22 protein-coding genes are annotated in these 20,207 nt (G+C 65.1%); 11 read left to right on the forward strand and 11 right to left on the reverse strand.

Going from position 1 to position 20,207, the window contains the following annotated elements:
* Positions 1-63: 63 nt before the first annotated feature.
* From ACVMB0_RS28740 to ACVMB0_RS28755, 4 genes are all read left to right on the forward strand, one after another.
* The gene (locus tag ACVMB0_RS28740) at positions 64-1,428 is read left to right on the forward strand and encodes a matrixin family metalloprotease (RefSeq protein WP_456797979.1); all 1,365 of its coding nucleotides are present in this window, start codon (positions 64-66) and stop codon (positions 1,426-1,428) included.
* A gap of 281 nt (positions 1,429-1,709) precedes the next feature.
* A complete protein-coding gene (locus ACVMB0_RS28745) occupies positions 1,710-1,991 on the forward strand; it encodes a hypothetical protein (protein WP_456754405.1) in 282 nt (93 codons plus the stop codon).
* 273 nt (positions 1,992-2,264) lie between these two features.
* Entirely contained in the window at positions 2,265-3,017 is a 753-nt protein-coding gene (locus tag ACVMB0_RS28750) for a hypothetical protein (RefSeq protein ID WP_461348400.1), read from the forward strand.
* 161 nt (positions 3,018-3,178) lie between these two features.
* Positions 3,179-3,439, forward strand: a complete 261-nt coding sequence (locus ACVMB0_RS28755) for a hypothetical protein (protein ID WP_456797976.1) — start codon at positions 3,179-3,181, stop codon at positions 3,437-3,439.
* Positions 3,440-3,781: 342 nt separating this feature from the next.
* Here the strand turns inward: ACVMB0_RS28755 and ACVMB0_RS28760 are convergent, their stop codons facing one another.
* Positions 3,782-4,690 (reverse strand): DMT family transporter, encoded by a 909-nt coding sequence (locus tag ACVMB0_RS28760; protein WP_461348401.1) that lies wholly within the window; start codon positions 4,688-4,690, stop codon positions 3,782-3,784.
* Between the two features lie 142 nt (positions 4,691-4,832).
* Between ACVMB0_RS28760 and ACVMB0_RS28765 the strand changes: the two genes are divergently transcribed.
* The gene (locus tag ACVMB0_RS28765) at positions 4,833-5,612 is read left to right on the forward strand and encodes a helix-turn-helix domain-containing protein (RefSeq protein WP_461348402.1); all 780 of its coding nucleotides are present in this window, start codon (positions 4,833-4,835) and stop codon (positions 5,610-5,612) included.
* Positions 5,613-5,630: 18 nt separating this feature from the next.
* Here ACVMB0_RS28765 and gcvA read toward each other — a convergent pair whose 3' ends face one another.
* Positions 5,631-6,533 carry a transcriptional regulator GcvA gene (gene gcvA / locus ACVMB0_RS28770; protein ID WP_461348403.1) on the reverse strand — a complete coding sequence of 301 codons (903 nt, stop codon included), beginning with the start codon at positions 6,531-6,533 and terminating at the stop codon, positions 5,631-5,633.
* Between the two features lie 191 nt (positions 6,534-6,724).
* On the opposite strand from gcvA, the gene ACVMB0_RS28775 reads away from it, so the two are divergent.
* The 4 genes from ACVMB0_RS28775 to ACVMB0_RS28790 all read left to right on the forward strand — a co-directional run bounded on the left by ACVMB0_RS28775 (position 6,725) and on the right by ACVMB0_RS28790 (position 10,114).
* Positions 6,725-7,231 (forward strand): PaaI family thioesterase, encoded by a 507-nt coding sequence (locus tag ACVMB0_RS28775; RefSeq protein ID WP_461348404.1) that lies wholly within the window; start codon positions 6,725-6,727, stop codon positions 7,229-7,231.
* Positions 7,228-8,487, forward strand: a complete 1,260-nt coding sequence (locus tag ACVMB0_RS28780) for an MFS transporter (protein ID WP_461348405.1) — start codon at positions 7,228-7,230, stop codon at positions 8,485-8,487. Before ACVMB0_RS28775 ends, ACVMB0_RS28780 begins: the two co-directional genes overlap by 4 nt.
* 69 nt (positions 8,488-8,556) lie before the next feature.
* A complete protein-coding gene (locus ACVMB0_RS28785) occupies positions 8,557-9,279 on the forward strand; it encodes an AraC family transcriptional regulator (protein WP_461348406.1) in 723 nt (240 codons plus the stop codon).
* 70 nt (positions 9,280-9,349) lie between these two features.
* Positions 9,350-10,114, forward strand: coding sequence for a sulfite exporter TauE/SafE family protein (locus tag ACVMB0_RS28790; RefSeq protein WP_461348407.1), 765 nt, complete (start codon positions 9,350-9,352; stop codon positions 10,112-10,114).
* Between the two features lie 99 nt (positions 10,115-10,213).
* Here the strand turns inward: ACVMB0_RS28790 and ACVMB0_RS28795 are convergent, their stop codons facing one another.
* Complete coding sequence (locus ACVMB0_RS28795; RefSeq protein ID WP_461348408.1) at positions 10,214-10,480, reverse strand: hypothetical protein; 267 nt, start codon at positions 10,478-10,480, stop codon at positions 10,214-10,216.
* Positions 10,481-11,596: 1,116 nt separating this feature from the next.
* Between ACVMB0_RS28795 and ACVMB0_RS28800 the strand changes: the two genes are divergently transcribed.
* Entirely contained in the window at positions 11,597-12,082 is a 486-nt protein-coding gene (locus ACVMB0_RS28800; RefSeq protein ID WP_461348409.1) for a hypothetical protein, read from the forward strand.
* Here the strand turns inward: ACVMB0_RS28800 and gatB are convergent.
* The 6 genes from gatB to gatC form a co-directional block, all read right to left on the reverse strand.
* A complete protein-coding gene (gene gatB / locus ACVMB0_RS28805) occupies positions 12,004-13,491 on the reverse strand; it encodes an Asp-tRNA(Asn)/Glu-tRNA(Gln) amidotransferase subunit GatB (RefSeq protein ID WP_461348410.1) in 1,488 nt (495 codons plus the stop codon). The genes ACVMB0_RS28800 and gatB overlap by 79 nt on opposite strands.
* 129 nt (positions 13,492-13,620) lie before the next feature.
* Positions 13,621-14,982 (reverse strand): patatin-like phospholipase family protein, encoded by a 1,362-nt coding sequence (locus tag ACVMB0_RS28810; RefSeq protein WP_456756525.1) that lies wholly within the window; start codon positions 14,980-14,982, stop codon positions 13,621-13,623.
* A gap of 193 nt (positions 14,983-15,175) precedes the next feature.
* The gene (locus ACVMB0_RS28815) at positions 15,176-15,457 is read right to left on the reverse strand and encodes a hypothetical protein (RefSeq protein ID WP_461348411.1); all 282 of its coding nucleotides are present in this window, start codon (positions 15,455-15,457) and stop codon (positions 15,176-15,178) included.
* A 3-nt stretch (positions 15,458-15,460) separates the two neighbouring features.
* Positions 15,461-16,936, reverse strand: coding sequence for an Asp-tRNA(Asn)/Glu-tRNA(Gln) amidotransferase subunit GatA (gatA, locus tag ACVMB0_RS28820; RefSeq protein WP_461348412.1), 1,476 nt, complete (start codon positions 16,934-16,936; stop codon positions 15,461-15,463).
* Complete coding sequence (locus tag ACVMB0_RS28825; RefSeq protein WP_456754391.1) at positions 16,933-17,160, reverse strand: hypothetical protein; 228 nt, start codon at positions 17,158-17,160, stop codon at positions 16,933-16,935. The genes gatA and ACVMB0_RS28825 overlap by 4 nt, the downstream gene beginning before the upstream one ends.
* 23 nt (positions 17,161-17,183) lie before the next feature.
* Positions 17,184-17,471 carry an Asp-tRNA(Asn)/Glu-tRNA(Gln) amidotransferase subunit GatC gene (gatC, locus tag ACVMB0_RS28830; protein ID WP_461348413.1) on the reverse strand — a complete coding sequence of 96 codons (288 nt, stop codon included), beginning with the start codon at positions 17,469-17,471 and terminating at the stop codon, positions 17,184-17,186.
* A 370-nt stretch (positions 17,472-17,841) separates the two neighbouring features.
* Between gatC and ACVMB0_RS28835 the strand changes: the two genes are divergently transcribed.
* Complete coding sequence (locus ACVMB0_RS28835) at positions 17,842-18,015, forward strand: hypothetical protein (RefSeq protein WP_456754389.1); 174 nt, start codon at positions 17,842-17,844, stop codon at positions 18,013-18,015.
* A 7-nt stretch (positions 18,016-18,022) separates the two neighbouring features.
* Here ACVMB0_RS28835 and ACVMB0_RS28840 read toward each other — a convergent pair whose 3' ends face one another.
* Together ACVMB0_RS28840 and ACVMB0_RS28845 are read right to left on the reverse strand one after the other, a co-directional pair.
* A complete protein-coding gene (locus ACVMB0_RS28840) occupies positions 18,023-19,102 on the reverse strand; it encodes an NAD(P)H-dependent flavin oxidoreductase (protein WP_461348414.1) in 1,080 nt (359 codons plus the stop codon).
* Between the two features lie 18 nt (positions 19,103-19,120).
* Positions 19,121-20,161 carry an NAD(P)H-dependent flavin oxidoreductase gene (locus ACVMB0_RS28845; RefSeq protein ID WP_461348415.1) on the reverse strand — a complete coding sequence of 347 codons (1,041 nt, stop codon included), beginning with the start codon at positions 20,159-20,161 and terminating at the stop codon, positions 19,121-19,123.
* Positions 20,162-20,207: the final 46 nt, after the last annotated feature.

The following is a 20,207-nucleotide window of genomic DNA, read 5'->3' on the forward strand; positions in this document are numbered from 1 at the left end:
AAGCTTCGGAAGCGAAGTATCGCGATATTGGCTTCCGGTGAGACGCAACAGGCAGCAAGCTCCATGGCCGACTACAACTTGGAAGGACCCGTCTGGTCATCGAAGACCATCACGTGGAGTTTTGCCACGGCCAATTTCTCGGGGCAGCCCGAGACATACTCGGCGTTTTTTCAGCCCGGTGAATATGAGCAGGAAATCATCGATGCCTTGAGGCGATGGTCTGCCGTGGCCGATGTGACGTTCGTCGAGGTGGCGGATTCTGCCAGCGCCGACATCCGTTTTGGACTCGGCACTTTTGACGGCCCTTACGGGATCCTGGCAGAGACCTCGTACTACTACTCCAACGGCGACTTTCTGCCCGATGTCACGATCAGCTTTGACCAGGCCGAGACTTACTCGTCTACGTCCAGCGGCTTGGAGCTTTCGGGAGGAATAAGTTTCGAGGCCGTCGCGACCCACGAAATCGGCCATGCGCTGGGCCTCGCTCATTACGACGGCGGCCCGGCCATCATGAACACCTACGCTAGCGCCGGCGTGACCAATCTGACGCAGTCGGACATCGACGGCATTCAGGCACTTTATGGACCGGCCTCCGGCCAACCGGATGTCCCAGCCGGCACCGTCGTCACCAACGGCTCGGCGGCGAATGATGTTCTGCTTGGAAGCAATGCGGCCGATGCCATCTACGCTTTCGGCGGCAACGACTACATCTATGCCTACGGAGGCGACGACTTTCTGTTCGGCGGCGACGGCACTGATGTCCTGCTTGGCGGCAGCGGAAATGACGCGCTTTATGGCGGCACGGGCTTCAACTACCTGTATGGCGGCGACGGCAACGATGCGCTGTTCGGCTCGGGGGGAGCGTCGGCGTCCGATGTCAACGTGATGTTCGGCGAAGCCGGGAGCGACCTGCTCTATGGCGGAGCCGGCACGAACTATTTTTACGGCGGCGCTGGCGTCGACACCATGTTCGGCGGTTCCGGGCTGAACATCTTCATCTCGTCAGGCGAGAGCGACGGCAACGTCATCTATGGCGGTTCGGGCCAGAACTACGTCTACGGCTCCAACGGAGGCGACACAGTCACGGGCGGCAGCGGCGTCGACGTGTTTCTGATGGGCTCCGGTAACGACCTCATCAGCGGCGATGGCGGGGTTGACTACGCGTGGGGCGGCGGCGGGAGGGATACATTCCTGATCAGCGATGCCTCATCTGGAGTCATGGTGATCGAGGACTTCAACACGGGCGGTGTGAATGACCTCCTGAGCTTCGCAGCTACGTCGCTCCATTCGTTTGCCGATGTTCAGGCAGCCGAGTTCTATTCGCCCGGCATCAACACCACGATCATCACGGACGCGGCCGGCAACGCCGCCTGGCTGATCGGCATCGCGCCCGGACAGCTCAGCGCAAGCATGTTCAGCTTCGCTTGAGACGGTCGTTCCGCGCGCCCCCTTTCAGGGTGGTGGTCGCCAACAGCGCCACCCGGCTGTTCGCCTGAAAAGGCGCCGCACCACTTCCGGACCGTTGGGGGCACACGGTTGGACACGGTTTGATAGAGGCGATCGCTGGCAGCAAGCCTCGCCTGGACACCGGCATTCACCTCCGCGTGAATGAAACATCATTTCCACCGCCGCGAAGCGAGCGCGCAACAAACCGCGCTCAGCATCCCCGCATTGTTTTCATTCACCTGAATATTTTCCGGAGTAGAGCCATGCAGCAAGACAGCGGCGTTCAATTCCAGGATCTCGACCGGGTTTTGCACAATGCCCAGCTTCGTCGCTCCGCCGACCTCGGTCCCTGGCTACGGCAGTGCTTTTCGCCCAAGGTAACCAGGCTCGTCTTCGCAACGTCGCTGGCTTGCATGGTCGTCGTGCTGGCGATCATCGCCGCCCCGCGGCCCGTCTCGAGCGCTGCACTCGGCAGCCAATGGCAATGCAGCAAGGCGGCGTTCGTCCTAACGACCTGTCGCCAAGCCGGCCCTGCGCACTCATAGCGAGCAGCCGCATTGCCTGCAGGAACGGTCAAGGAAGCAAAGGTGATCTGACCCAACCGCGCGAAAGGGATCGCACGACCGCGACCTTGCTTGGCCGGTGAAACCATTTGGCGGGCGATACCGTAGCTGGAGCGCCGGCCGCTTTCTTCCATTTTGGTGCTACCGGCCGGCTGGGGCCGTTCGGCCTTTCCCAGTCACGGACGGCCCCACTTTGCGTCCATCCATGCTGGGTGTCAGCTTTCCCTCGGCCGGATTATCTGGCATCAAATCGTCATGAACGATCCTCCGCCTGGTCGGGATCGGGCTGTACGCTACGACATAAGAGACGACATAAGAAGAATTGGGATGAACGGCCCAAGCCGCGGTCTCAGGATAGCGATCTGCTTCGCGCTGGCTCTCGTTCTGCCGGCTGCGCAGCCGCCGCCAAGGGTACATGCCCGCGACGCGTGGGGTGTGGTTGACAGGGAATGTCGCGATGTCGCGCCGCCCCAGACCAAGATTCGGGCATGCCTCAACCTGCTCAGGGATCGACGGCTCTCGACCGCCTATCTTGCGCCGATCAACGGGGAAATATCGAGCACGTTCGAGAGCTTGCGGGATTACGCCAACGCCATCAAATACAAGAAGATCGAAATTGAGCGCGCGAACACTGCGGCGACGCAACCTTCTCCGTCGCGCGAAGCTCTTCCTGCGAGTTTTGGCGCGATGTCTCTCCGTTACATGGAGCTCGGGACATTGCAGTCGCTCAATCGCCTCGCCAACTTCAACAGCCAGTCCGATGAAGCGCGCCGAGGCGCCGCCGAGGAGCAAGGCAACTACAATCTGGCGCTGTCATACAACCCGATGAACTATAGGGCCTATCGCTACCGGGCCGACATTCACAGCCTGTTCTGCGACAGCGCGTCCGCCGCTCAGGACATGGAGGCCGCAGTCAGGTTTGCCGAACAGACCGGAGATCAGGATGCCGCGCGCGACTACAAGCGCGCCGCGCTCAGCGCCTGCATTCCGGCCTGGCGCCGCGACTAGCCGGCGAGACCAAGGCTGCGCCCGCCGGTGGCCTCTTCCGCGCCAGACCGCCCCGACCGTAGTCCTGCGGGCCCGCAACTGGCAGGCAATTTGCGATGTCTCCGTGAACGGTTCGGCGCCAGCTGTTCCCTGTGCCGAACTCAGACATTCGGAGCCCGCAAATGAACATGCATCATCGTTTTGAGACAGCCCGCGGACGCGCCGGACGCGAGTCGACGATCAGCAAGATGCTGTCCGACCTGGCCCGCGCCTGCCAGCAGATCGAAGCCGACATCGCGACCGAAGAAGCGCGCACGGGAATTTACGACCGATCGGACGCAAGGTATCCAATCCTGGCAAGGTCGCTCAACGAGCGGTGCGCCAATCTCAAGGGCACCATCGCCACACTCGAGCAGCGTATCACCGACGGATCCCGGCGCTAACGGCGTCAGCCGCTGCCGCGGGTCGACGGATCGAGATTCCGGTTCTCGCCCGGCGGGATCGGCCCAAAGCCTGGATATCTGTACCAGCCCGAAGGCGCAGGCTGTTCGCTTGGAGCAATGATGAGGTGCTGTCGCACGCGCCGGTGATGTGCCGTTGCCGCGTCGGCAGCCGCGTTCACGAGGGCCAACGTCAAGGCCAAGGACATACGCAAGGACACACGCAAGGCGACACGCATCGTGATCACTCCGCTTCAATGAACACGTGATCGCAGACCGCAACCCTCCATTCCGCCCCGGCCCCTCACCCCTGATCAAAACGGCGAGATCGCCGATCTCCGTGACCTATCGCGCATCGCGCGCGGTCCTCCGCGGCCGCGGGAAGGCCTGCGCGCAGGCGACGCCGAGCAGCGCGAGGCCGCCGCCGATGACGTGGAAGGGCCTGACCGGCTCGCCCAGCATCACGATCGCGGCCACAGCGGTCAGCACCGGCAGCAGGTTCATGAAGATTGCGCAGCGGTTCGGGCCGAGTTGCGCGACACCACGGATCCAGAGGAACGGCAGCACCACCGAGGCCAGCGCGCCGGCATAGAAGATCAGCGGCAGCGTTGCGCCATTGATCTGCCGTAGCGGTGCCGGGGTCGCGAGGAATGCGGGAAACATCACGGGCAGCGCGCACAGCGCCTGCATGAAGGTCGATTGCCATCCGGTGATCGGCAGATTCCAGCGCTTCAACAGCACGCCATACAACGCGTAGACCATCGCGGCCAGCAGCATCAGTGCGTCGCCCGCGTGCACGCCGCTCTGCAGCAGCGACGGCAAGTCGCCGCCGCTGACGAGATAGACCAGCCCCGCAAACGACAGCGGCGCGCCCCAGAGCATGCCAAGCGTCGGCTGCTCGCCGAGCAGCGCGGCACTGAGCGCGACCGTCAACAGCGGTGTCAGCGCAGTGAACACGGCCATGTTGGTCGCGGTGGTGGTCTCGGCGGCCAGATACGACAGGCTCTGGAACAGGCACATCGCGAGGAAGCCGAGGATCGCGAGCGGACCGAGATGCGGCCAGATCGCGCGCCGATTGCGCCAGGCGGCGCGCGCCACGAACGGCGACATCAAGAGCACCGCGACCAGCAGGCGATAGAAGGTGATCGCCTGCGGACCGATCGTGTGCGCCGAGAGGCGCGAGACGATGACGTTGCCGGCCCACAGCACGATGGCAACGAAGGGATACAGGAGTGCAACATTCTTCTTGAACATGATCCGGCAGCGCGTTGGTGAAGGACCCACCAGCAACTAGCTGTCGCGCCAAAGTCCGTCTCACGCTAGAATGACCTCACCTAGCGAGATTGGGACATACGATTGGGACTTGCGATTCGGACTTGCGATTCGGACTTGCGAGATGAACGTGTTGGACGAGCTGATCACACGGCACCTCGACTATCACGCCACGGCACGGCCGATGGCGGCGATGGAGATCGACTATCCGAGCGGCGCGTCGACCGGCCGGCATGCGCATCCGCGCGGGCAATTGCTCTACGCGATCGAAGGCGTGATGATCGTGCGCTGCGCCGAGGGCACCTGGGTGGTGCCGCCCAACCGCGCGGTATGGCTGGTCGCCGATCTCGCACACGAGGTCCGGATGTGCGGCGCGGTCAAGATCCGCACGGTGTTCGTTGATAGCACCGCGGCACCCGATCTGCCGCAGACCAGCTGCGTCTTCACGGTCTCGCCGCTGCTGCGCGAATTGTTCGTCGCCGCGATGCGGGTGCCGCTGGACTACACCCCCGGCACCAGCGACGAGCGGCTGATGCGGGTGCTGCTCGACCAGCTCAGCGAAATCGATGTGCTGCCGCTGCATCTGCCGATGCCGCGCGACATCAGGCTGGCGCGGATCTGCAAGGCGCTGGTGAACCGCCCGGACGATGCCTCGACCGCCGGGCAATGGGCGCGAAGGCTGAAGCTGACGTCGAAGACGATCCATCGCCTGTTCGCCCGGGAAACCGGCATGACCTTCGGCGAATGGCGTCAGCAGGCCCGCCTGCTGTTCGCGCTCGAACGCCTCGCGCAGGGCGCGCGCGTGGTCGACGTCGCGCTCGATGCCGGCTATGCCAGCCAGAGCGCCTTCACCGCGATGTTCCGCAGGCATTTTGGCGTGCCGCCCAACGCGTTTTATCGATAGCGCGTGGCGGCGGGATAGCTAGCGCTCCGCAGGCGCGGACTGCGCCGCCGGTCCCAAAATCCATTCCCTGAACACTGCGATCTTCGGAAGCCCCTGCCGGCTGTCGGGGCAGACGAGATAGTAGGCGAACTCCTCCAGATGCGCGGTATCGAGCAACTGGATCAATTCGCCGCTCCCGATCTCGCTTGCGACCATCGCCGCCGGCAGCAGGCCCGCGCCCTGCCCGGTCAGCACGGCCTTCAGCAGCAGGCTGCTGTCGTCGAACGAGGGACCGCGCGGCGCGCGGACCTCTTCGATGCCGTTGGCCTGAAACCACAGGCTCCAGCCCTTGCGATCGGCGTCATGGACCTGCGGCCAGCCCGCGAGATCAGCGGGAGACGCCGGCCGCCCGAGCCGCGCAACCAGCGAGGGCGCTGCCACCACCACCATCGCGACCGTGACGACGCGGTCGCTGCGTAGCCCCGGATAGCGGCCAAGGCCGTGGCGCACCGCGACGTCGATGCCGCTGCGCGAGAAATCGACCAGCGTGTTGCTGGTGACGATCTGAAGATCGATCTCGGGATGCGTGTGCTGGAACGACGCCATCCGCGGCACCAGCCAGGCCGACGCGAAGAACGGCGTGACGCTCACCGTCAGTGTGCCGACGTCGACAGATGCAGCGACGCGGCGCGAGGCCTCCGCGATCTGGCGAAACGCGTTGCGGATCGACGGCAGATAGTCGCGCCCGGCGTCGGTGAGATAGATGCCGCGCGGCACCCGTTCGAACAGTTTTGTGCCGAGATGCGCTTCCAGCGTCTTGAGCATCTGGCTGACCGCGCCCGGCGTCACGCACAGCTCCTCGGCCGCGAGCTTCACCGAAAGATGGCGGGCGGCGGACTCGAACGCCTTGAGCGCGTTCAGGGGTGGAAGCCGGCTTTCCATGATTTAGATTTTCTAATCTCAATCCCGCAGCAAATCTGGTTTGCCAATTCAGGCGTCCAGGCGCTGAATTAGCCTATATCAATGCTGAAAGCCGCGTCAACGCAGAGAAATCAGAGCCCAATAAAGTTAGATTATCTAATCATCAAATGGAGCTCTGATGGCGGCTTTCGGTTTCCCGATGGAGACAAGACATGACTGAGATCCCCAACAAGCTCGCTTTGCGCGAGATCGGCGCGGCCGGCCATACCGGCCAACTCGTCGATGGCATCAACGCATCGCAAGCCGGCAGCCTGCCCGGCCTGCTCGACTTTCAATGGCTCGACGCCGGACGTGGCCACATCCGCGGCCGCTTCGAGATCGCCGCGAAGCACTTCTCGCCGCACGGGCTGTTGCACGGTGCAAGCCTCGTCGCGTTGGCAGATACCGCGTGCGGGTTCGGCTGCCTCGCCTCCTTGCCGGACGGCGCGATCGGCTTCGCCACCGGCGAGTTGAAGACCAACTTCATCGGTGCCGCGCGCGACGGCAGCGTCAGCTGCGAAGCGCGCCTCGTTCACGCCGGCCGCACCACCCAGGTGTGGGACGCGGAGATCAAGAGCGAGGCGACCGGCAGGACCATCGCGCTGTTCCGCTGCACGCAGATGCTGCGCTATCCGCCGGCCAAGCCAGCAGATCGCGCAGCTCAGGGAGAACGAACATGAGGAACGCGGTCATGCACGCCGGTTATCAGAGAGCAAAACCGTTCTACGGCTGGGCCGTCGTCGCGGCCGGCTTCGTCGTGACCTTGATCGGCTTCGGCAGCGCCTACACGTTCTCGTCCTTTGTCGAGTCGTTGCAGCGGGAGTTCGGCGCCTCGCGCGGCTCGGTCTCGCTGGTGTTCTCCTTCGCGGGCTTCCTGTATTTCGGCCTCGGAATCGTCTCCGGCCCGCTTGCCGATCGCTGGGGCGCGCGCCGGCTCGCTTGCCTTGGAATGGCACTGGTCGGTCTCGGCATGGTGCTGGCGGGACAGGCGCAGACCATCCTTCAGGTCTATGCCGCCTACAGCATCGGGATCGGCGTCGGCGTCGGCTGCGCCTATGTCCCGACACTGGGCGCCGTGCAACGCTGGTTCGTCCGGCGCCGCGGTTTTGCGTCGGGCCTCGCCGTCAGCGGGATCGGGGTCGGCACGCTGGTGATGCCGCCGCTCGCGACCTGGCTGATCACGAGCCTCGGCTGGCGCGACGCCTATGTCGTGCTCGGCGTCGTCGCAGTCGTTGCCGGGATCGGCGCGTCGCTCTCGATCGCGGACGATCCCCGGCGCTACGGCACCGGGCCGGACGGCGATCCGCTTGAGGCAGGCTCGAGCGCGCCGCTCCAGCAGGGCGTCTCGATCCGCGGTGCGATCAAGACCGCCCGCTTCGCCGGGCTCTATGCGGCCTGCCTGATCAGCGCGTTCGGGGTGTTCGTGCCGTTCGTGCATCTGGTGCCGTTTGCGGTCGATCATCAGGTGGCACCGGCGCTTGCCGTGCTGCTGCTCGGGATGATCGGCGTCGGCAGCACCGCCGGCCGCTTCTTCCTCGGCGGCATTGCCGACCGGGTCGGCCGCGATGCGTTCCTGGTCGCGATGTATCTCGGCATGGCGGTGTCGCTGGCGATCTGGGCGATCGCCGGCAGCTTCTGGTCGCTGTCGGTGTTCGCGCTGCTGTTCGGCGTGTTCTATGGCGGCTGGGTCGCGATCCTGCCCGCCGTGGTGACCGATCATTTCGGCGGCCGCAATGTCGGCGGCATCATCGGCATCCTCTACACCAGCGTCGCCTTTGGCACGCTGCTGGGTCCGAGCGCCGCCGGCTTCGCCTACGACATCGGCCACAGCTACTTCATCCCGGTGGCGATCAGCGCCGCCGCCAACCTCGTCGCCGCCGTCATCGCGATGGCGACGATGCGGACGGCCTCACCGATCGTATTGGTCGCGCGGTGACGCCTCATGACGGTCGGGGATGTCAGTGCTAGGTTTGGAAAGCACCACTTCCATCGGCTCGATACCTGCATGACCATCCCGTTCGCCATGACCAATGCCTGGACATACCGGCGAGCCGACCGCGCCGGCATCGTCGAGCTGGCATCTTGGCGCGGTGCCGGCTCGCTCGGCCTCCGGCCGCACTTCCATGACGAAAGCCAGATTGTGCTGGTGCTGTCGGGGTCGCGCGCCTTTCGCGTCGATGACGCGACCGTCACTGTGCCTGCCGGCCATGCCGCGCTGATCCCGGCGGGACTGCTGCATGCACCGATGCCGACGGCGGACGCGGAGACGGTCTGCCTGAACGCCTATCTACCGGCGAGCCGCGCCTGCTCGACGCTGCGGGTCGTTCGGATCGGAAAGCGCTGGCGGAGCGTCGAGGAGATATCGCCCGAGGACATCCACGAGATCGCCGACGCTAGTTTGTCGCACAAGCCGTCCAGCCCGGCCAGGCACACCGACCGGGTGAAGCTCGGCGGCACCCTGACCGAGAGTGCGGAGTCGATCCGCGCTATTGCCGCGAGCCTGGGACGAAGCCGCGAAGGGTTCAGCCGCTTGGTGAGGCGCGAGCTCGGCGTCGCACCGCATGCCTTCCGACAGCTCGCCCGGCTCAATCTTGCCCGGCAGTTGCTGCGCGCCGGTGAGCCGATCGCCGCAGCAGCGGCCGATGCGGGTTTCGCCGACCAGAGCCACCTCACCCGCCTGTTCCGCCGCACCTTTGGCACCACGCCGGGCGTCTACTGGCGCGATTGACGACGTCACAGACGTTCCAGACGGAGCGCGGCTCCGCCCGCTAGCCTGCTCACCCTCGAATGGGTGAAGCATGGATGTTCAGACCGGTCTCTTGCTGCTCGCGGCCGGCGTCGCGGGCGGCATCATCAACGCACTGGCGGGCGGCGCGACGCTGATCACGTTTCCGGCGATGCTCGCGGCAGGCCTGCCGGCCGTCATCGCCAACGCGTCGAATGCGGTGGCGATCTCGCCGGGGCATCTGATCGCGGCGCTCGCCGATCGCGGCAAGCTGCCACGGCCGAGCCGGCGCACGATCAGCTTCGTCGCCGTCTCCACCCTGGGCGGCGCGATCGGCGCCGGCGTGTTGCTGCTGCTTCCCGAGCGGCTGTTCGTGCTGCCGGTGCCGGGGCTGATCGCATTCGCCACGCTGCTGTTCGCGTTCGCGCCGCAGATCCAGCGATGGAGCATCGGGCACCAGACGGAGGCAGCTCTGCCCTCGACCGGTGCGAGCAGTACCGTCCTTGGATTGGCGTGCGTCTATGGAGGGTTCTTCGGCGCCGGGCTCGGCGTCATCCTGACCGCGGTGCTCTCGATCACCGAGCCCAACGACATCAGGGCGATCAAGGCGTTGAAGAACCTGCTCGCGACCTGCGTGTCGCTCGCCGCCACAGTGATCTTCATCGGCGAGGGAGCCGTGCGATGGCCGGAGACGCTGGCGATGCTGCTCGGCGCCATGATCGGCGGTTACGCCGGAGGCTACCTGATCCGGATCCTTCCGGCGCCCATCGTCCGGCAGTTCGTCATCGTCGCCGGAGCTGTCATGACCGCGATCTACGCGGCGCGATACTGGTTCTAGATGGAGCGAGGGAGCCCGAGGCTCCCAGCTCGATAGCAGAGCGTTTTCGAGCGAAGCGGACGACCGGTTCGCGTGAAGAAAACGCGTCAAAACGACAGATTAGTGCGTCGTCATCCAGGCGCGGGCTTCGCGCTGGGCGGCCGCGATCTCGACATCGGACATCTGCTCGGCGACTTCGCGACGGTGCGCGATCGCATCGGCACGTCCCTTGAGCGCCGCCAGGTTGAACCATTTGTGCGCCGCGACGAGGTTGACCACGCCGGAGCGGCCGCTCGCCCAATACATGCCACGCTCGAACAGCACGTCCTGGATTGCCGTTGCAGCAACCGGGACCGCGCTTTCCTGATCGATGACCCCCTGAAACATTGTCATTCCCCTTTTTGTTGTTGGCCGCCCTCCCCCGAGCGCGGCCCCCGTCCACTGTTGAACTACCCTGATATCCCCGGGCTGATCTCTTGATCATGCCCGCGCTGGTCCCGGAGGATCATGCGCTTGCCGTTTGCCGGCTTGTTGGGATGATCATGGCCCATCAAATTTGAAGAGCGGTTTAAGTATCGCGATGAACGGGATGTAAATCGGCGCCGCCCGGGCCGTTTGCAGGAATCGCAAAAGTGCCTGTGCCGCAGGCACTTCTGTGCATTCGTGAACGCCGGTTTACCCTGCTGTTTCGGACAACGATAACCATCGCGGACAATGGCCCGCGGGCGCTGCCGCCCGGGCGGTCGGCAGTCAGTCCTGAGATTGACGAGGGGATGGCAGAACCGGCGAACGGTCCGCGGAATGACGCACCACCGGGTGCACAGGCACATGCAACGCGAGGCCGTGAAGCCTGACGTCAGTCCAGAGCTGGAATGGGGAAAATGGTTGCCGGGGCGCGGACTGCGCAGGCCGCCGGAACGAGGGGGTCGGCGAACACGTCAGGACCAGATTTCAGTCGGCATTCTCGCCGGTGAAATTGCGGAACCGAGCGTGCTCCGCACCGAACGAAGAAATCTCTGTTTCTTCTGCCGGACCGGTTTGGGAAGGTTGCCCTCTCCGAAATTCGATCCAGCCGTTTGACCTGATGTCTCGCCGACACCCTCTTTCGTCAGCCAGAGCCTTGGGTGGGATGTGCCTCTCAGCAGTCCGTCCGCCGGCTCTTGCGACGTGCCGGCGTCAAAGCCGCCGGCAATCCTCTCAAGGCGAGAGGCTTACTTCTTCTTGGCGACCTTGCGGGTCTTCTTCGCAGTCTTCTTCACTGCGCTCTTCGCCTTCTTAACCTTCTTCGCCTTCTTTGCCTTCTTAGCCATGTTGCCCTCCAGTATGTGAGATGGCTCTACTTCGCTGCGTGCACTCGGGAATCGATATGCACTACTTCCCGAATACACCAACAGACCGAAAAAAACAGTGTCCCGCTTAAGGAAGTGTTGACGCAGCGATGGCAGTGCGCACAGCGCGCGCCGCCGTTCAAATCGACGATGCATTCGCGCGACGATGCGAGAAGTGCAACAGCGGCCGACATCGGCATTTGTCAACGTCGCAGGAAATGCCTTGTATTGCAGGCTTTCGTTGAATTCGCATCGAAGCGATCGACGCGCGATCGACGTTGCGCTGAGTCGCGAGCGGCGACGAAAAGCGGCGCGGCGCGCACGCCGAGTCGTAATTTTTGGCAACGAAAAAATTTTCGTGGGAAAGACGGCTTTTGCCTCGTTTGAGGTCGTCCGAGCCGGTTTCGCGAACGAATCGCAGCTGCGCCGATTCGGCGCCGAGGGCGGCGGTGCGACCGTCGCAAGAGGCTGTGAGGCAGGATCACGCCGCGTTCACGCGCGCGCGACGAGGCGAGAGGCGATCGCGCGAGAGCATGATCCGGTCGGATCATGCGCCAAGGACAACATCATTGTCCTGTCGGTTCAGATGCCGAGCTTCGACTTCAAGAGGTCGTTGACCGCCTGCGGGTTCGCCTTGCCGCCGGACGACTTCATCACCTGACCGACGAACCAGCCGACCAGTTGCGGCTTCGCCTTGGCCTGCTCGACCTTGTCAGGATTGGCCGCGATGATGTCGTCGACCACCTTCTCGATCGCGCCGAGATCGGTGACCTGCTTCATGCCGCGCGTCTCGACGAGCGTGCGCGGATCGCCGCCCTCCTGCCAGACGATCTCGAACAAGTCCTTGGCGATCTTGCCGGAAATCGTTCCCTCGCCGATCAAGGCGACGATCGCGGAGAGTTGCTCGGCCGACACCGGCGACGCTGCGATGTCGACGCCTTCCTTGTTGAGACGGCCGAACAGCTCGTTGATCACCCAGTTGGCGGCGAGCTTGCCGTCGCGCGCCTTGTCGGCAAGGCCGGCAAGCACCGTCTCGTAGAACTCCGCGCTCTCGCGCTCGGCGACCAGCACGCTCGCATCATAGGGCGACAGGCCGAAGCCCGTAATAAAACGGGACTTCTTCTGGTCCGGCAGCTCCGGCAACTGCGCCTTGAGATCATCGACATAGGCTTGGCTGAATTCGAGCGGCAACAGATCGGGGTCCGGGAAGTAGCGATAGTCGTGCGCCTCTTCCTTGGAGCGCATCGAGCGCGTCTCGCCCTTGTTCGGATCGAACAGCCGGGTTTCCTGGTCGATCGAGCCGCCGTCCTCGATGATCTCGATCTGGCGCCGCGCCTCGTACTCGATCGCCTGGCCGATGAAGTTGATCGAGTTCATGTTCTTGATTTCGCAGCGGGTGCCGAACGCGGTCTCGCCGTAACGGCGCACCGAGACGTTGACGTCGGCGCGCAGGCTGCCCTTCTCCATGTCGCCGTCGCAGGTGCCGAGGTAGCGCAGGATCGAGCGCAGCTTGCTGACGTAGGCCTTGGCCTGCTCGGCGTCGCGGATATCTGGCTTGGACACGATCTCCATCAGCGCGACGCCGGAACGGTTGAGGTCGACATAGGACATCGTCGGCGACTGGTCGTGCAGCAGCTTGCCGGCGTCCTGCTCCAGATGCAGCCGCTCGATCCCGATCGTGGTGCTGCGGCCGCCGTCGAGTTCGAGCGACACCTCGCCCTCGCCCACGATCGGCGACTTGTATTGGCTGATCTGGTAGCCCTGCGGCAGGTCGGGATAGAAATAGTTCTTGCGGTCGAACACCGAGCGCAGATTGATCTTCGCATTCAGCCCGAGACCGGTGCGCACCGCCTGGCGGACGCACTCCTCGTTGATCACGGGCAGCATGCCCGGCATCGCGGCATCGACCAACGAGACATGAGAGTTGGGCTCGCCGCCGAATGCGGTCGATGCGCCCGAGAACAGCTTTGCGTTCGAGGTGACCTGGGCATGGATCTCCATGCCGATCACGACCTCCCAATCGCCGGTGGCGCTCTTGATCAGTTTATGCGGGACGGCAGCTGCGGTCATGGATCTCGGTTTCCGGACAAAGTGATATCTGGGATGGATTGGGCTTCGCGCAACCGACCGCGCCAGTCAAGCCGCCTTGCTGTCCCCTTGCTGCCCCTTCGCGGCCCACAGCGGCGCGTCAGGCGCGGATCAGAGCCCGCGCCGGAACTGCTGATAGGCCTTGCTCGAGCGCAGCGCGTCCGCGCCGCCCATGATCAGCTGGTCGACCTGCTCCGGCGGCAGCGACAACCGCGTCGGGATGGCGTTCAGGATGCCGGCCCGCTCCGGTCCGAGCCGGTCGAAGCCGAGCCGCTCGACATAGATCGCGACGTCGCCGCATTTCCAGCCGGCGCCGACGCCGAGCCTCGAGCGATCCGCCGCCGACAGGCCGCAGCGCCAGCGCTTCAGCTTGCCCGACCAGTCGTCGGCGAGCGCGGTGAAGGCCGCGTAGCTCGAGCGCACGCTGGCATCGATCGCGGTGTCGGCGGCCGCCGACACCAGCTCGACACCGCTCGGCCCTTCGAGCGTCTGCACGAAATCGCCGGAGATGCCGCGGCCGGCATCGACCACCAGGAACAGGATGCGCTTCAGCCTGGCCGCCTGCCGTTCGCTCAGCGGTTCATAGGGATGCTGCGCGGCGAGCAGACCGATGCTCAGTCCCGACAGGCCGTAATTGTCGACCAGGCCGCCGTCGAGCAGCTTGACGTAGCGCATCGAGCCGTCGCGGTAGCGCGCCTGGGCCTCGGCGTAGGAACGCAGCAACGGCTGCGCGTTCGGATCGTTGCGCACCCGGTCGTACCAGGGCGGCAGCGGCGCGGCGCAGCCGCCTGGATAGGTTTGCAGCACGATCGGCGCGAACGCCAGCGGCACCGCGGCCGATGCCGCCACCGCTTCGGCGACGCGATAGGCGCGGATGTCGCTGCACAGCGCGTCGAACGACGTCTTGCCGAACACGAACGGCGTGCGGTTGTAGATGTCGGAGGCATTGATCCACACCCGCGGCCGACGGTCGTCGGGCAATGCCTCGAACCGCGCGCCGTCGAACAGGTTCTGATCGAGCCAGTCGGTGAACTGGCTGTCGTTGACGCCGCCGCCCAGCGCGCGCCCGATATTGCCGAGCGAGATCCTGGTCTTCAGCCCTTCCTCGGCATTGCGCAGCAGGAAACGTTCGCGGAAATCGGCGAGCGCCGCGCGCCGCTTCAATCCGAAATAGGCGGCGGTGATCGATCCGCCGGAGACGCCGGACACGAAGTCAACGCGGTCGAGCAGTGTCTTGGTGCCCGCCACACTCGAATGCGTATGATCGAGCTCCTCCAGCACGCCAAAGGAGAACGCCGCCGCACGGGTGCCGCCGCCGGAGAACGACAGCGCCAGCAGCAAATCATCTTCGTAGGTCGGGAAATCGCGGGCGCTGTTGTTGTCGGCAAGCGCGGCACCGAGCGGGACGTTGCCCGGGAGATTGTAGACGGACGCGCAGCCGGCAAGGCCCGCCGCCACCCCGGCCACCAGCAACGCCGACAGCCATCCCCCTATCCCCAACCCACGCACGACTACTCTCTATTGCCGCTGGCCCCCGCCCGGTTCCATTAGCCTATCACGGCCAATCTGGGCGGCGGCATGGCGGCCGAAACACGGTTAATGATCGCGGTGCCAAGACACCGGCATCTGGCACCGGCATCTGGCTGCGGCATCCGGCACCGATCGTTCAGGCCAGCAGCGCGGAGACGATCCGCTCCCACTCGGCCTCGACCGTGTCCGTTGCGACGGGTTGGCCGGCCTGGCGATACCAGTAGCCGGCATTGGAAAGATCGCCCTCGACGCGATGCAGATGTGCGTGCACCCAGGCCGAATTGGCGTCGCTCTCGTTCATCACGATGCGGTGCGCCTGGTCCCAATCGCCCTTCCTCGCCCACCACAATGCGGCGAGCGGCGGCGACAGCGCCGGATCCGGCGCGGCGTCATTCAGGCTGGCACGGAAATCCGTCATCGCTCACCACCATTTCGGCGCCGTGAAACGTCCAGCCGCCTGCTCGATCACTTCGCCGAGCGAGAACAGCGTCTCCTCGTCGAACGGACGGCCGATCAGTTGCAGGCCGAGCGGCAGGCCCTGCGTGTCCTTGCCCGCGGGCACGGCGATGCCCGGCAGGCCCGCCATGTTCACGGTCACGGTGAAGATGTCGTTGAGATACATCTCGACCGGATCGGCGCCGCCCTTCTCGCCGATACCGAACGCCGCCGACGGCGTCGCCGGCGTCAGGATCGCGTTCACGCCCTTGGCGAAGCAATCCTCGAAATCCCTCTTGATCAGCGTCCGCACCTTCTGCGCCCGCAGATAATAGGCGTCGTAGTAGCCGGCCGAAAGCACATAGGTGCCGATCAGCACGCGGCGGCGCACCTCGTCGCCGAAGCCGTCGGCGCGGGTGTTCTCGTACATCTCGATGATGTTCTTGGCCGGCTCGCGCAGCCCGTAGCGCACGCCGTCATAGCGCGCGAGGTTCGACGAGGCCTCCGCCGGCGCCACGATGTAATAGGCCGGCAGCGCGTATTTAGTGTGCGGCAGCGACACCTCGACGAGCTCGGCGCCTGCGGCCTTCAGCCACTGCGCGCCCGCTTCCCAAAGCTTTTCGATCTCGGCCGGCATGCCGTCGAGGCGATACTCCTTGGGGATGCCGATCTTCATGCCCTTCACGGATTTGCCGATCGCGGCCTCGTAATCCGGCACCGCGATGTCGACCGACGTGGTGTCCTTGGGATCGTGTCCCGCCATCGAGCGCATCAGGATCGCAGCGTCGCGCGTGGTGCGCGCGATCGGGCCGGCCTGGTCGAGCGAGGATGCAAACGCCACGATGCCCCAGCGCGAGCAGCGGCCATAGGTCGGCTTGATGCCGACGGTCGCGGTGAACGCGGCGGGCTGGCGGATCGAGCCGCCGGTATCGGTCGCGGTCGCACCCATGCAGAGCAGCGCCGCGACTGCCGAGGCCGAGCCGCCGGACGAGCCGCCCGGCACCAGCGTGGTGTTGGACCCTTCGCGGCGCCACGGGTTGGTGACCGGGCCGAAGCACGAGGTCTCGTTCGACGAGCCCATCGCGAACTCGTCATTGTTGAGCTTGCCGAGCAGCACCGCGCCGTCGCGCCAGAGCTGCGAGGTCACCGTCGACTCGTAGGGCGGAATGAAATTGCCGAGGATCTTCGAGCACGCCGTGGTCCTGATGTCGCGGGTCGCGAACAGGTCCTTGATGCCGAGCGGGATGCCGGCCAGCGGTCCGCCCTCGCCCTTGGCGATCTTCGCGTCAGCCACCTTCGCCATCTCGCGTGCGCGGTCGGGTGTCTCGAGCACATAGGCATTGAGCACGCGCGCGGCTTCGATGGCGGCGAGATGTGCGTCGGTCAGTTCGCTCGCGGTGAAAGACTTGCTCGCCAGGCCCTCGCGGGCCTCGGCGATCGTCAGCGATGTCAAATCGGTCATTTATTGATCGGGCTGCAGAAGAACGGAGACAGGGTCTTGTCGTTGGCGGGGTCGTCCTGGCGCGCTTTATTCTCTTTGGCGCGCTCGGCGTCGAGCGCCTCGAGATGGTCGAGCACGGCGTCCATCGCCGCATTGGGATCGGCGACCTTCCCTTTGCGCTCCATTGCATCGAGGAAGTCCATATAGGCCTTGTAGGCCTTCTCATCGTCGCAGAGCAGACACATCGGGATCGTCCCAGAACAGAGAGCTACTCGACCACCTTCGGCACCAGGAAGAAGTCGTTCACGGTATCGGGCGCATTGCGGACGATGATATCGGCGATCTCGCCGTCATTGACCACGTCGGCGCGCTTCTTCATCTCCATCGGCGTCACCGAGGTCATCGGCTCGACGCCCTCGATATTCACTTCCGAGAGCTGCTCGACAAAGGCCAGCATCGCGTTCAGCTCGCCCTGGAGATCGGGAACTTCGGCGTCGCTGACCGCGATCCGCGCCAGATGCGCGATGCGGCGGACGGTCGTGGCGTCGACGGACATTATATAGGGCCCCAAGTCTGAAAGGTCAGGCTGAAGATCAGCCTGCCGTATAGCAGAGGCCGGTTTTGCGCCGCAACAGCGCCGGCCAAGGCCCAGCCCGAAGACCCTCGCCGGACGGGCCGCGGGCCTGGGCCGCCGACGATTCGGCGGCAAAACCGGGCGACGAAACCACTTTGCCGGCCCGGCGCAGTCGTCCGGAAACATTCGCGGCGCCTACTGGCCCGCAAAGAAGACTACGGGAGTCCGTCATGTCCATGCCCGAAACCACCCCCCAGCCGGGAGGCTGGGACCCTGCGCTGTGGTCGATCGGTACCGTGATCGGCGTCGCGATCCTTTACGTGGCCTGCCTGGTCTGAGCGAGGCCGTCGCCATGTCGTCCCAGGCAAAAATCCTGCAGGAAAAGGCCGAGATGTTCGAGCGCCGCGCTGAAAGCGCCACCGACCCGATCTCCCGCCAACATTACCGGGAAATGGCTGCGCATTACCGCAGGCTCGCGACCGAGCATCTGGAGATCAACCAGAGCGAGCCGGCGCGTCAGGCCTGAGATCGCGTCAGGCCTGAGAGAGCGCCCCCATCCGCGCCAGCGCGGCGCCTGCCAGTGCCCGGGTCAGTTCGGCCGCGGGCATCTCCTTGCCCATGCGCACCGCCTGCCCGGCCCACAGATTGGTGAAATCGACCTTGCCCTGCTGTTCGGCCGCGGCCTTCAGCGGCCCGAGCGCGGTCGCGGCATGCGGAAACGCCGGCGCGTCCGGCGAGATCGGGCCGACCTCGCGCATCACACGGTTGGCGACGCCGCGCGCCGGACGCCCGGTCATCACATTGGTGATGACGGTCGATTCATCGCTCGCCTGCGCCAGCGCGATACGGCCCTGCGCGGTCACCTTGGACTCCGGGCAGCGCAGATAGGCGGTGCCGATCTGCACGGCGGAGGCGCCGAGCGCCAATGCCGCGGCGATGCCGCGTCCGTCGGCGATGCCGCCGGCCGCGACGACCGGCACCTTCACCGCATCCACCACCTGCGGCAATAGGGAGAACGTGCCGGGCTGCTCGGAGATATTGTCGGTCAGGAACATGGCGCGATGGCCGCCGGCGTCGGCGCCCTGCGCGATGACGACATCGGCGCCGTTCTCTTCCAGCCAGATCGCCTCCCTCACCGTGGTCGCCGACGACATCACGATGGCGCCCGCTGCCTTCACCCGCTGCAACAGCTTTGGCTCCGGCAGGCCGAAATGGAAGCTGACAACCTCGGGCTTCAGCTCCTCGACCACGGCGCAGAACGCCGCATCGAACGGCGCGCGGTTCGCGGCGTTGATGTGCGCATCGGGATCGAGGCCGTGCTCGCGATAGTAAGGCGCCAGCCGCTGCCGCCATTGCGCCTCGCGCGCCGGATCGGCGTCGACCGCCTTGTGGCAGAAGAAGTTGAGATTGACCGGCGCCGACACGCGCTGGCGGATGATGTTGACCTGCTCGCGCGCCTTCTCGGCCGACAGCATCGCGCACGGCAGCGAGCCGAGCCCGCCGCCCTGCGCCACCGCAATCACCAGTTCCGCATCCATCACGCCGGCCATCGGCGCCAGCACGATCGGGAATTCGGTGTTGAAACGATCGATCAATCGACGGTCCGGCCACATGGTGTGTCTCGCGCTTGTTCAGGACAAAGATGAAAGAGAATTGCGCCGGCCCTGCAGCGACTGCTCGGCTTCGGCGACGATACGGCCGACGATCTTGGCCGCGGGAACGATATCATGGATCAGGCCGACGGACTCGCCGGCGAACACCGCAGCGATGTCGAAATTGCCCGCCTCCTTCGCGGCGGCATACTCCACCGCAATTTCGTCCGCGCGCTGCATCAGCTCGATCTCGTTTCCGCTCCAGCGCCGCAGATGATCGTTGGCAAGCGAACGCGCGGTGAATGGCGCCGGCCAGATCAATTTGCGCGACCAATCCATCACCACACCGCGCACCGTCTCGCCGCTCTTCGCCGCGCGGATCAGTTGCTTCGCCTGCTCGGGCGCAGCCGCCTCGACACTGGCATAGAACCGCGTTCCCATCAGCACGCCGGAGGCGCCGAGCATCATCATCGCAGCCAAGCCCCGTCCATCCGCGATGCCGCCGGCCGCCACCACTGGCACACGCCCCGCCGCGAAATCGATGGTCGCCGGCACGATATCGAGCGTAGTGCGCGATGCGCCATGACCGCCCGCCTCGGTGCCCTGCGCGATCAGGATGTCGGCGTCGCAGGCGAGCGCAGCTTGTGCCATCTGCTCGCTCTGCACCTGGCAGATCAGGAGCGCGCCCGCGGCCTTGATCCTGGGCGCGAACGGCGCGGGATCGCCGAATGACAGCATCACCGCGCGCGGCTTTGCATCCAGCGCGATGTCGATCAGTTCGGGCTGCCTGGCGAGACTCCAGGTGATGAAGCCGATGCCGAACGGCTTTGCGAAATTCTTCAGCTTTGCGGTTTCAGCCCTGAGCCAGGCCGCATCTCCGTAGCCGCCGCCCAGAATGCCGAAGCCGCCTGCCTCGCTCACCGCCGTGACCAGCCGGCTCCCCGCGATCATGGCCATCGGCGCTGCCAGGATCGGATGCTGGATGCCCAGACGCGCCGTCAATTCGGTGCTGATCGGCATGCGCTCGCTCCCTGTCTTGAACTTGCTGTTCTGGACTCGCAGCCTAAGCCGGCCTAACATTCTGTGAAAATGAATACTAGAGAACGCTCCCATCTCTAAAATGAAA

The organism is Bradyrhizobium sp. USDA 4451, assembly GCF_054822585.1.

What these genes read in the sequence shown, in the direction of transcription:
- ACVMB0_RS28780 (WP_461348405.1), top strand. Translation starts at nt 7,228, where the DNA reads ATGAGGAACGCGGTCATGCACGCCGGTTATCAGAGAGCAAAACCGTTC.
- ACVMB0_RS28740 (WP_456797979.1), top strand. Translation starts at nt 64, where the DNA reads ATGGCCGACTACAACTTGGAAGGACCCGTCTGGTCATCGAAGACCATC.
- ACVMB0_RS28795 (WP_461348408.1), bottom strand. Translation starts at nt 10,480, where the DNA reads ATGTTTCAGGGGGTCATCGATCAGGAAAGCGCGGTCCCGGTTGCTGCA.
- gcvA (WP_461348403.1), bottom strand. Translation starts at nt 6,533, where the DNA reads ATGGAAAGCCGGCTTCCACCCCTGAACGCGCTCAAGGCGTTCGAGTCC.
- gatA (WP_461348412.1), bottom strand. Translation starts at nt 16,936, where the DNA reads ATGACCGATTTGACATCGCTGACGATCGCCGAGGCCCGCGAGGGCCTG.
- ACVMB0_RS28775 (WP_461348404.1), top strand. Translation starts at nt 6,725, where the DNA reads ATGACTGAGATCCCCAACAAGCTCGCTTTGCGCGAGATCGGCGCGGCC.
- ACVMB0_RS28825 (WP_456754391.1), bottom strand. Translation starts at nt 17,160, where the DNA reads ATGTGTCTGCTCTGCGACGATGAGAAGGCCTACAAGGCCTATATGGAC.
- ACVMB0_RS28755 (WP_456797976.1), top strand. Translation starts at nt 3,179, where the DNA reads ATGAACATGCATCATCGTTTTGAGACAGCCCGCGGACGCGCCGGACGC.
- gatC (WP_461348413.1), bottom strand. Translation starts at nt 17,471, where the DNA reads ATGTCCGTCGACGCCACGACCGTCCGCCGCATCGCGCATCTGGCGCGG.
- ACVMB0_RS28840 (WP_461348414.1), bottom strand. Translation starts at nt 19,102, where the DNA reads ATGTGGCCGGACCGTCGATTGATCGATCGTTTCAACACCGAATTCCCG.
- ACVMB0_RS28815 (WP_461348411.1), bottom strand. Translation starts at nt 15,457, where the DNA reads ATGACGGATTTCCGTGCCAGCCTGAATGACGCCGCGCCGGATCCGGCG.
- ACVMB0_RS28760 (WP_461348401.1), bottom strand. Translation starts at nt 4,690, where the DNA reads ATGTTCAAGAAGAATGTTGCACTCCTGTATCCCTTCGTTGCCATCGTG.
- ACVMB0_RS28785 (WP_461348406.1), top strand. Translation starts at nt 8,557, where the DNA reads ATGACCATCCCGTTCGCCATGACCAATGCCTGGACATACCGGCGAGCC.
- ACVMB0_RS28750 (WP_461348400.1), top strand. Translation starts at nt 2,265, where the DNA reads ATGAACGATCCTCCGCCTGGTCGGGATCGGGCTGTACGCTACGACATA.
- ACVMB0_RS28745 (WP_456754405.1), top strand. Translation starts at nt 1,710, where the DNA reads ATGCAGCAAGACAGCGGCGTTCAATTCCAGGATCTCGACCGGGTTTTG.
- ACVMB0_RS28790 (WP_461348407.1), top strand. Translation starts at nt 9,350, where the DNA reads ATGGATGTTCAGACCGGTCTCTTGCTGCTCGCGGCCGGCGTCGCGGGC.
- ACVMB0_RS28845 (WP_461348415.1), bottom strand. Translation starts at nt 20,161, where the DNA reads ATGTTAGGCCGGCTTAGGCTGCGAGTCCAGAACAGCAAGTTCAAGACA.
- gatB (WP_461348410.1), bottom strand. Translation starts at nt 13,491, where the DNA reads ATGACCGCAGCTGCCGTCCCGCATAAACTGATCAAGAGCGCCACCGGC.
- ACVMB0_RS28835 (WP_456754389.1), top strand. Translation starts at nt 17,842, where the DNA reads ATGTCGTCCCAGGCAAAAATCCTGCAGGAAAAGGCCGAGATGTTCGAG.
- ACVMB0_RS28765 (WP_461348402.1), top strand. Translation starts at nt 4,833, where the DNA reads ATGAACGTGTTGGACGAGCTGATCACACGGCACCTCGACTATCACGCC.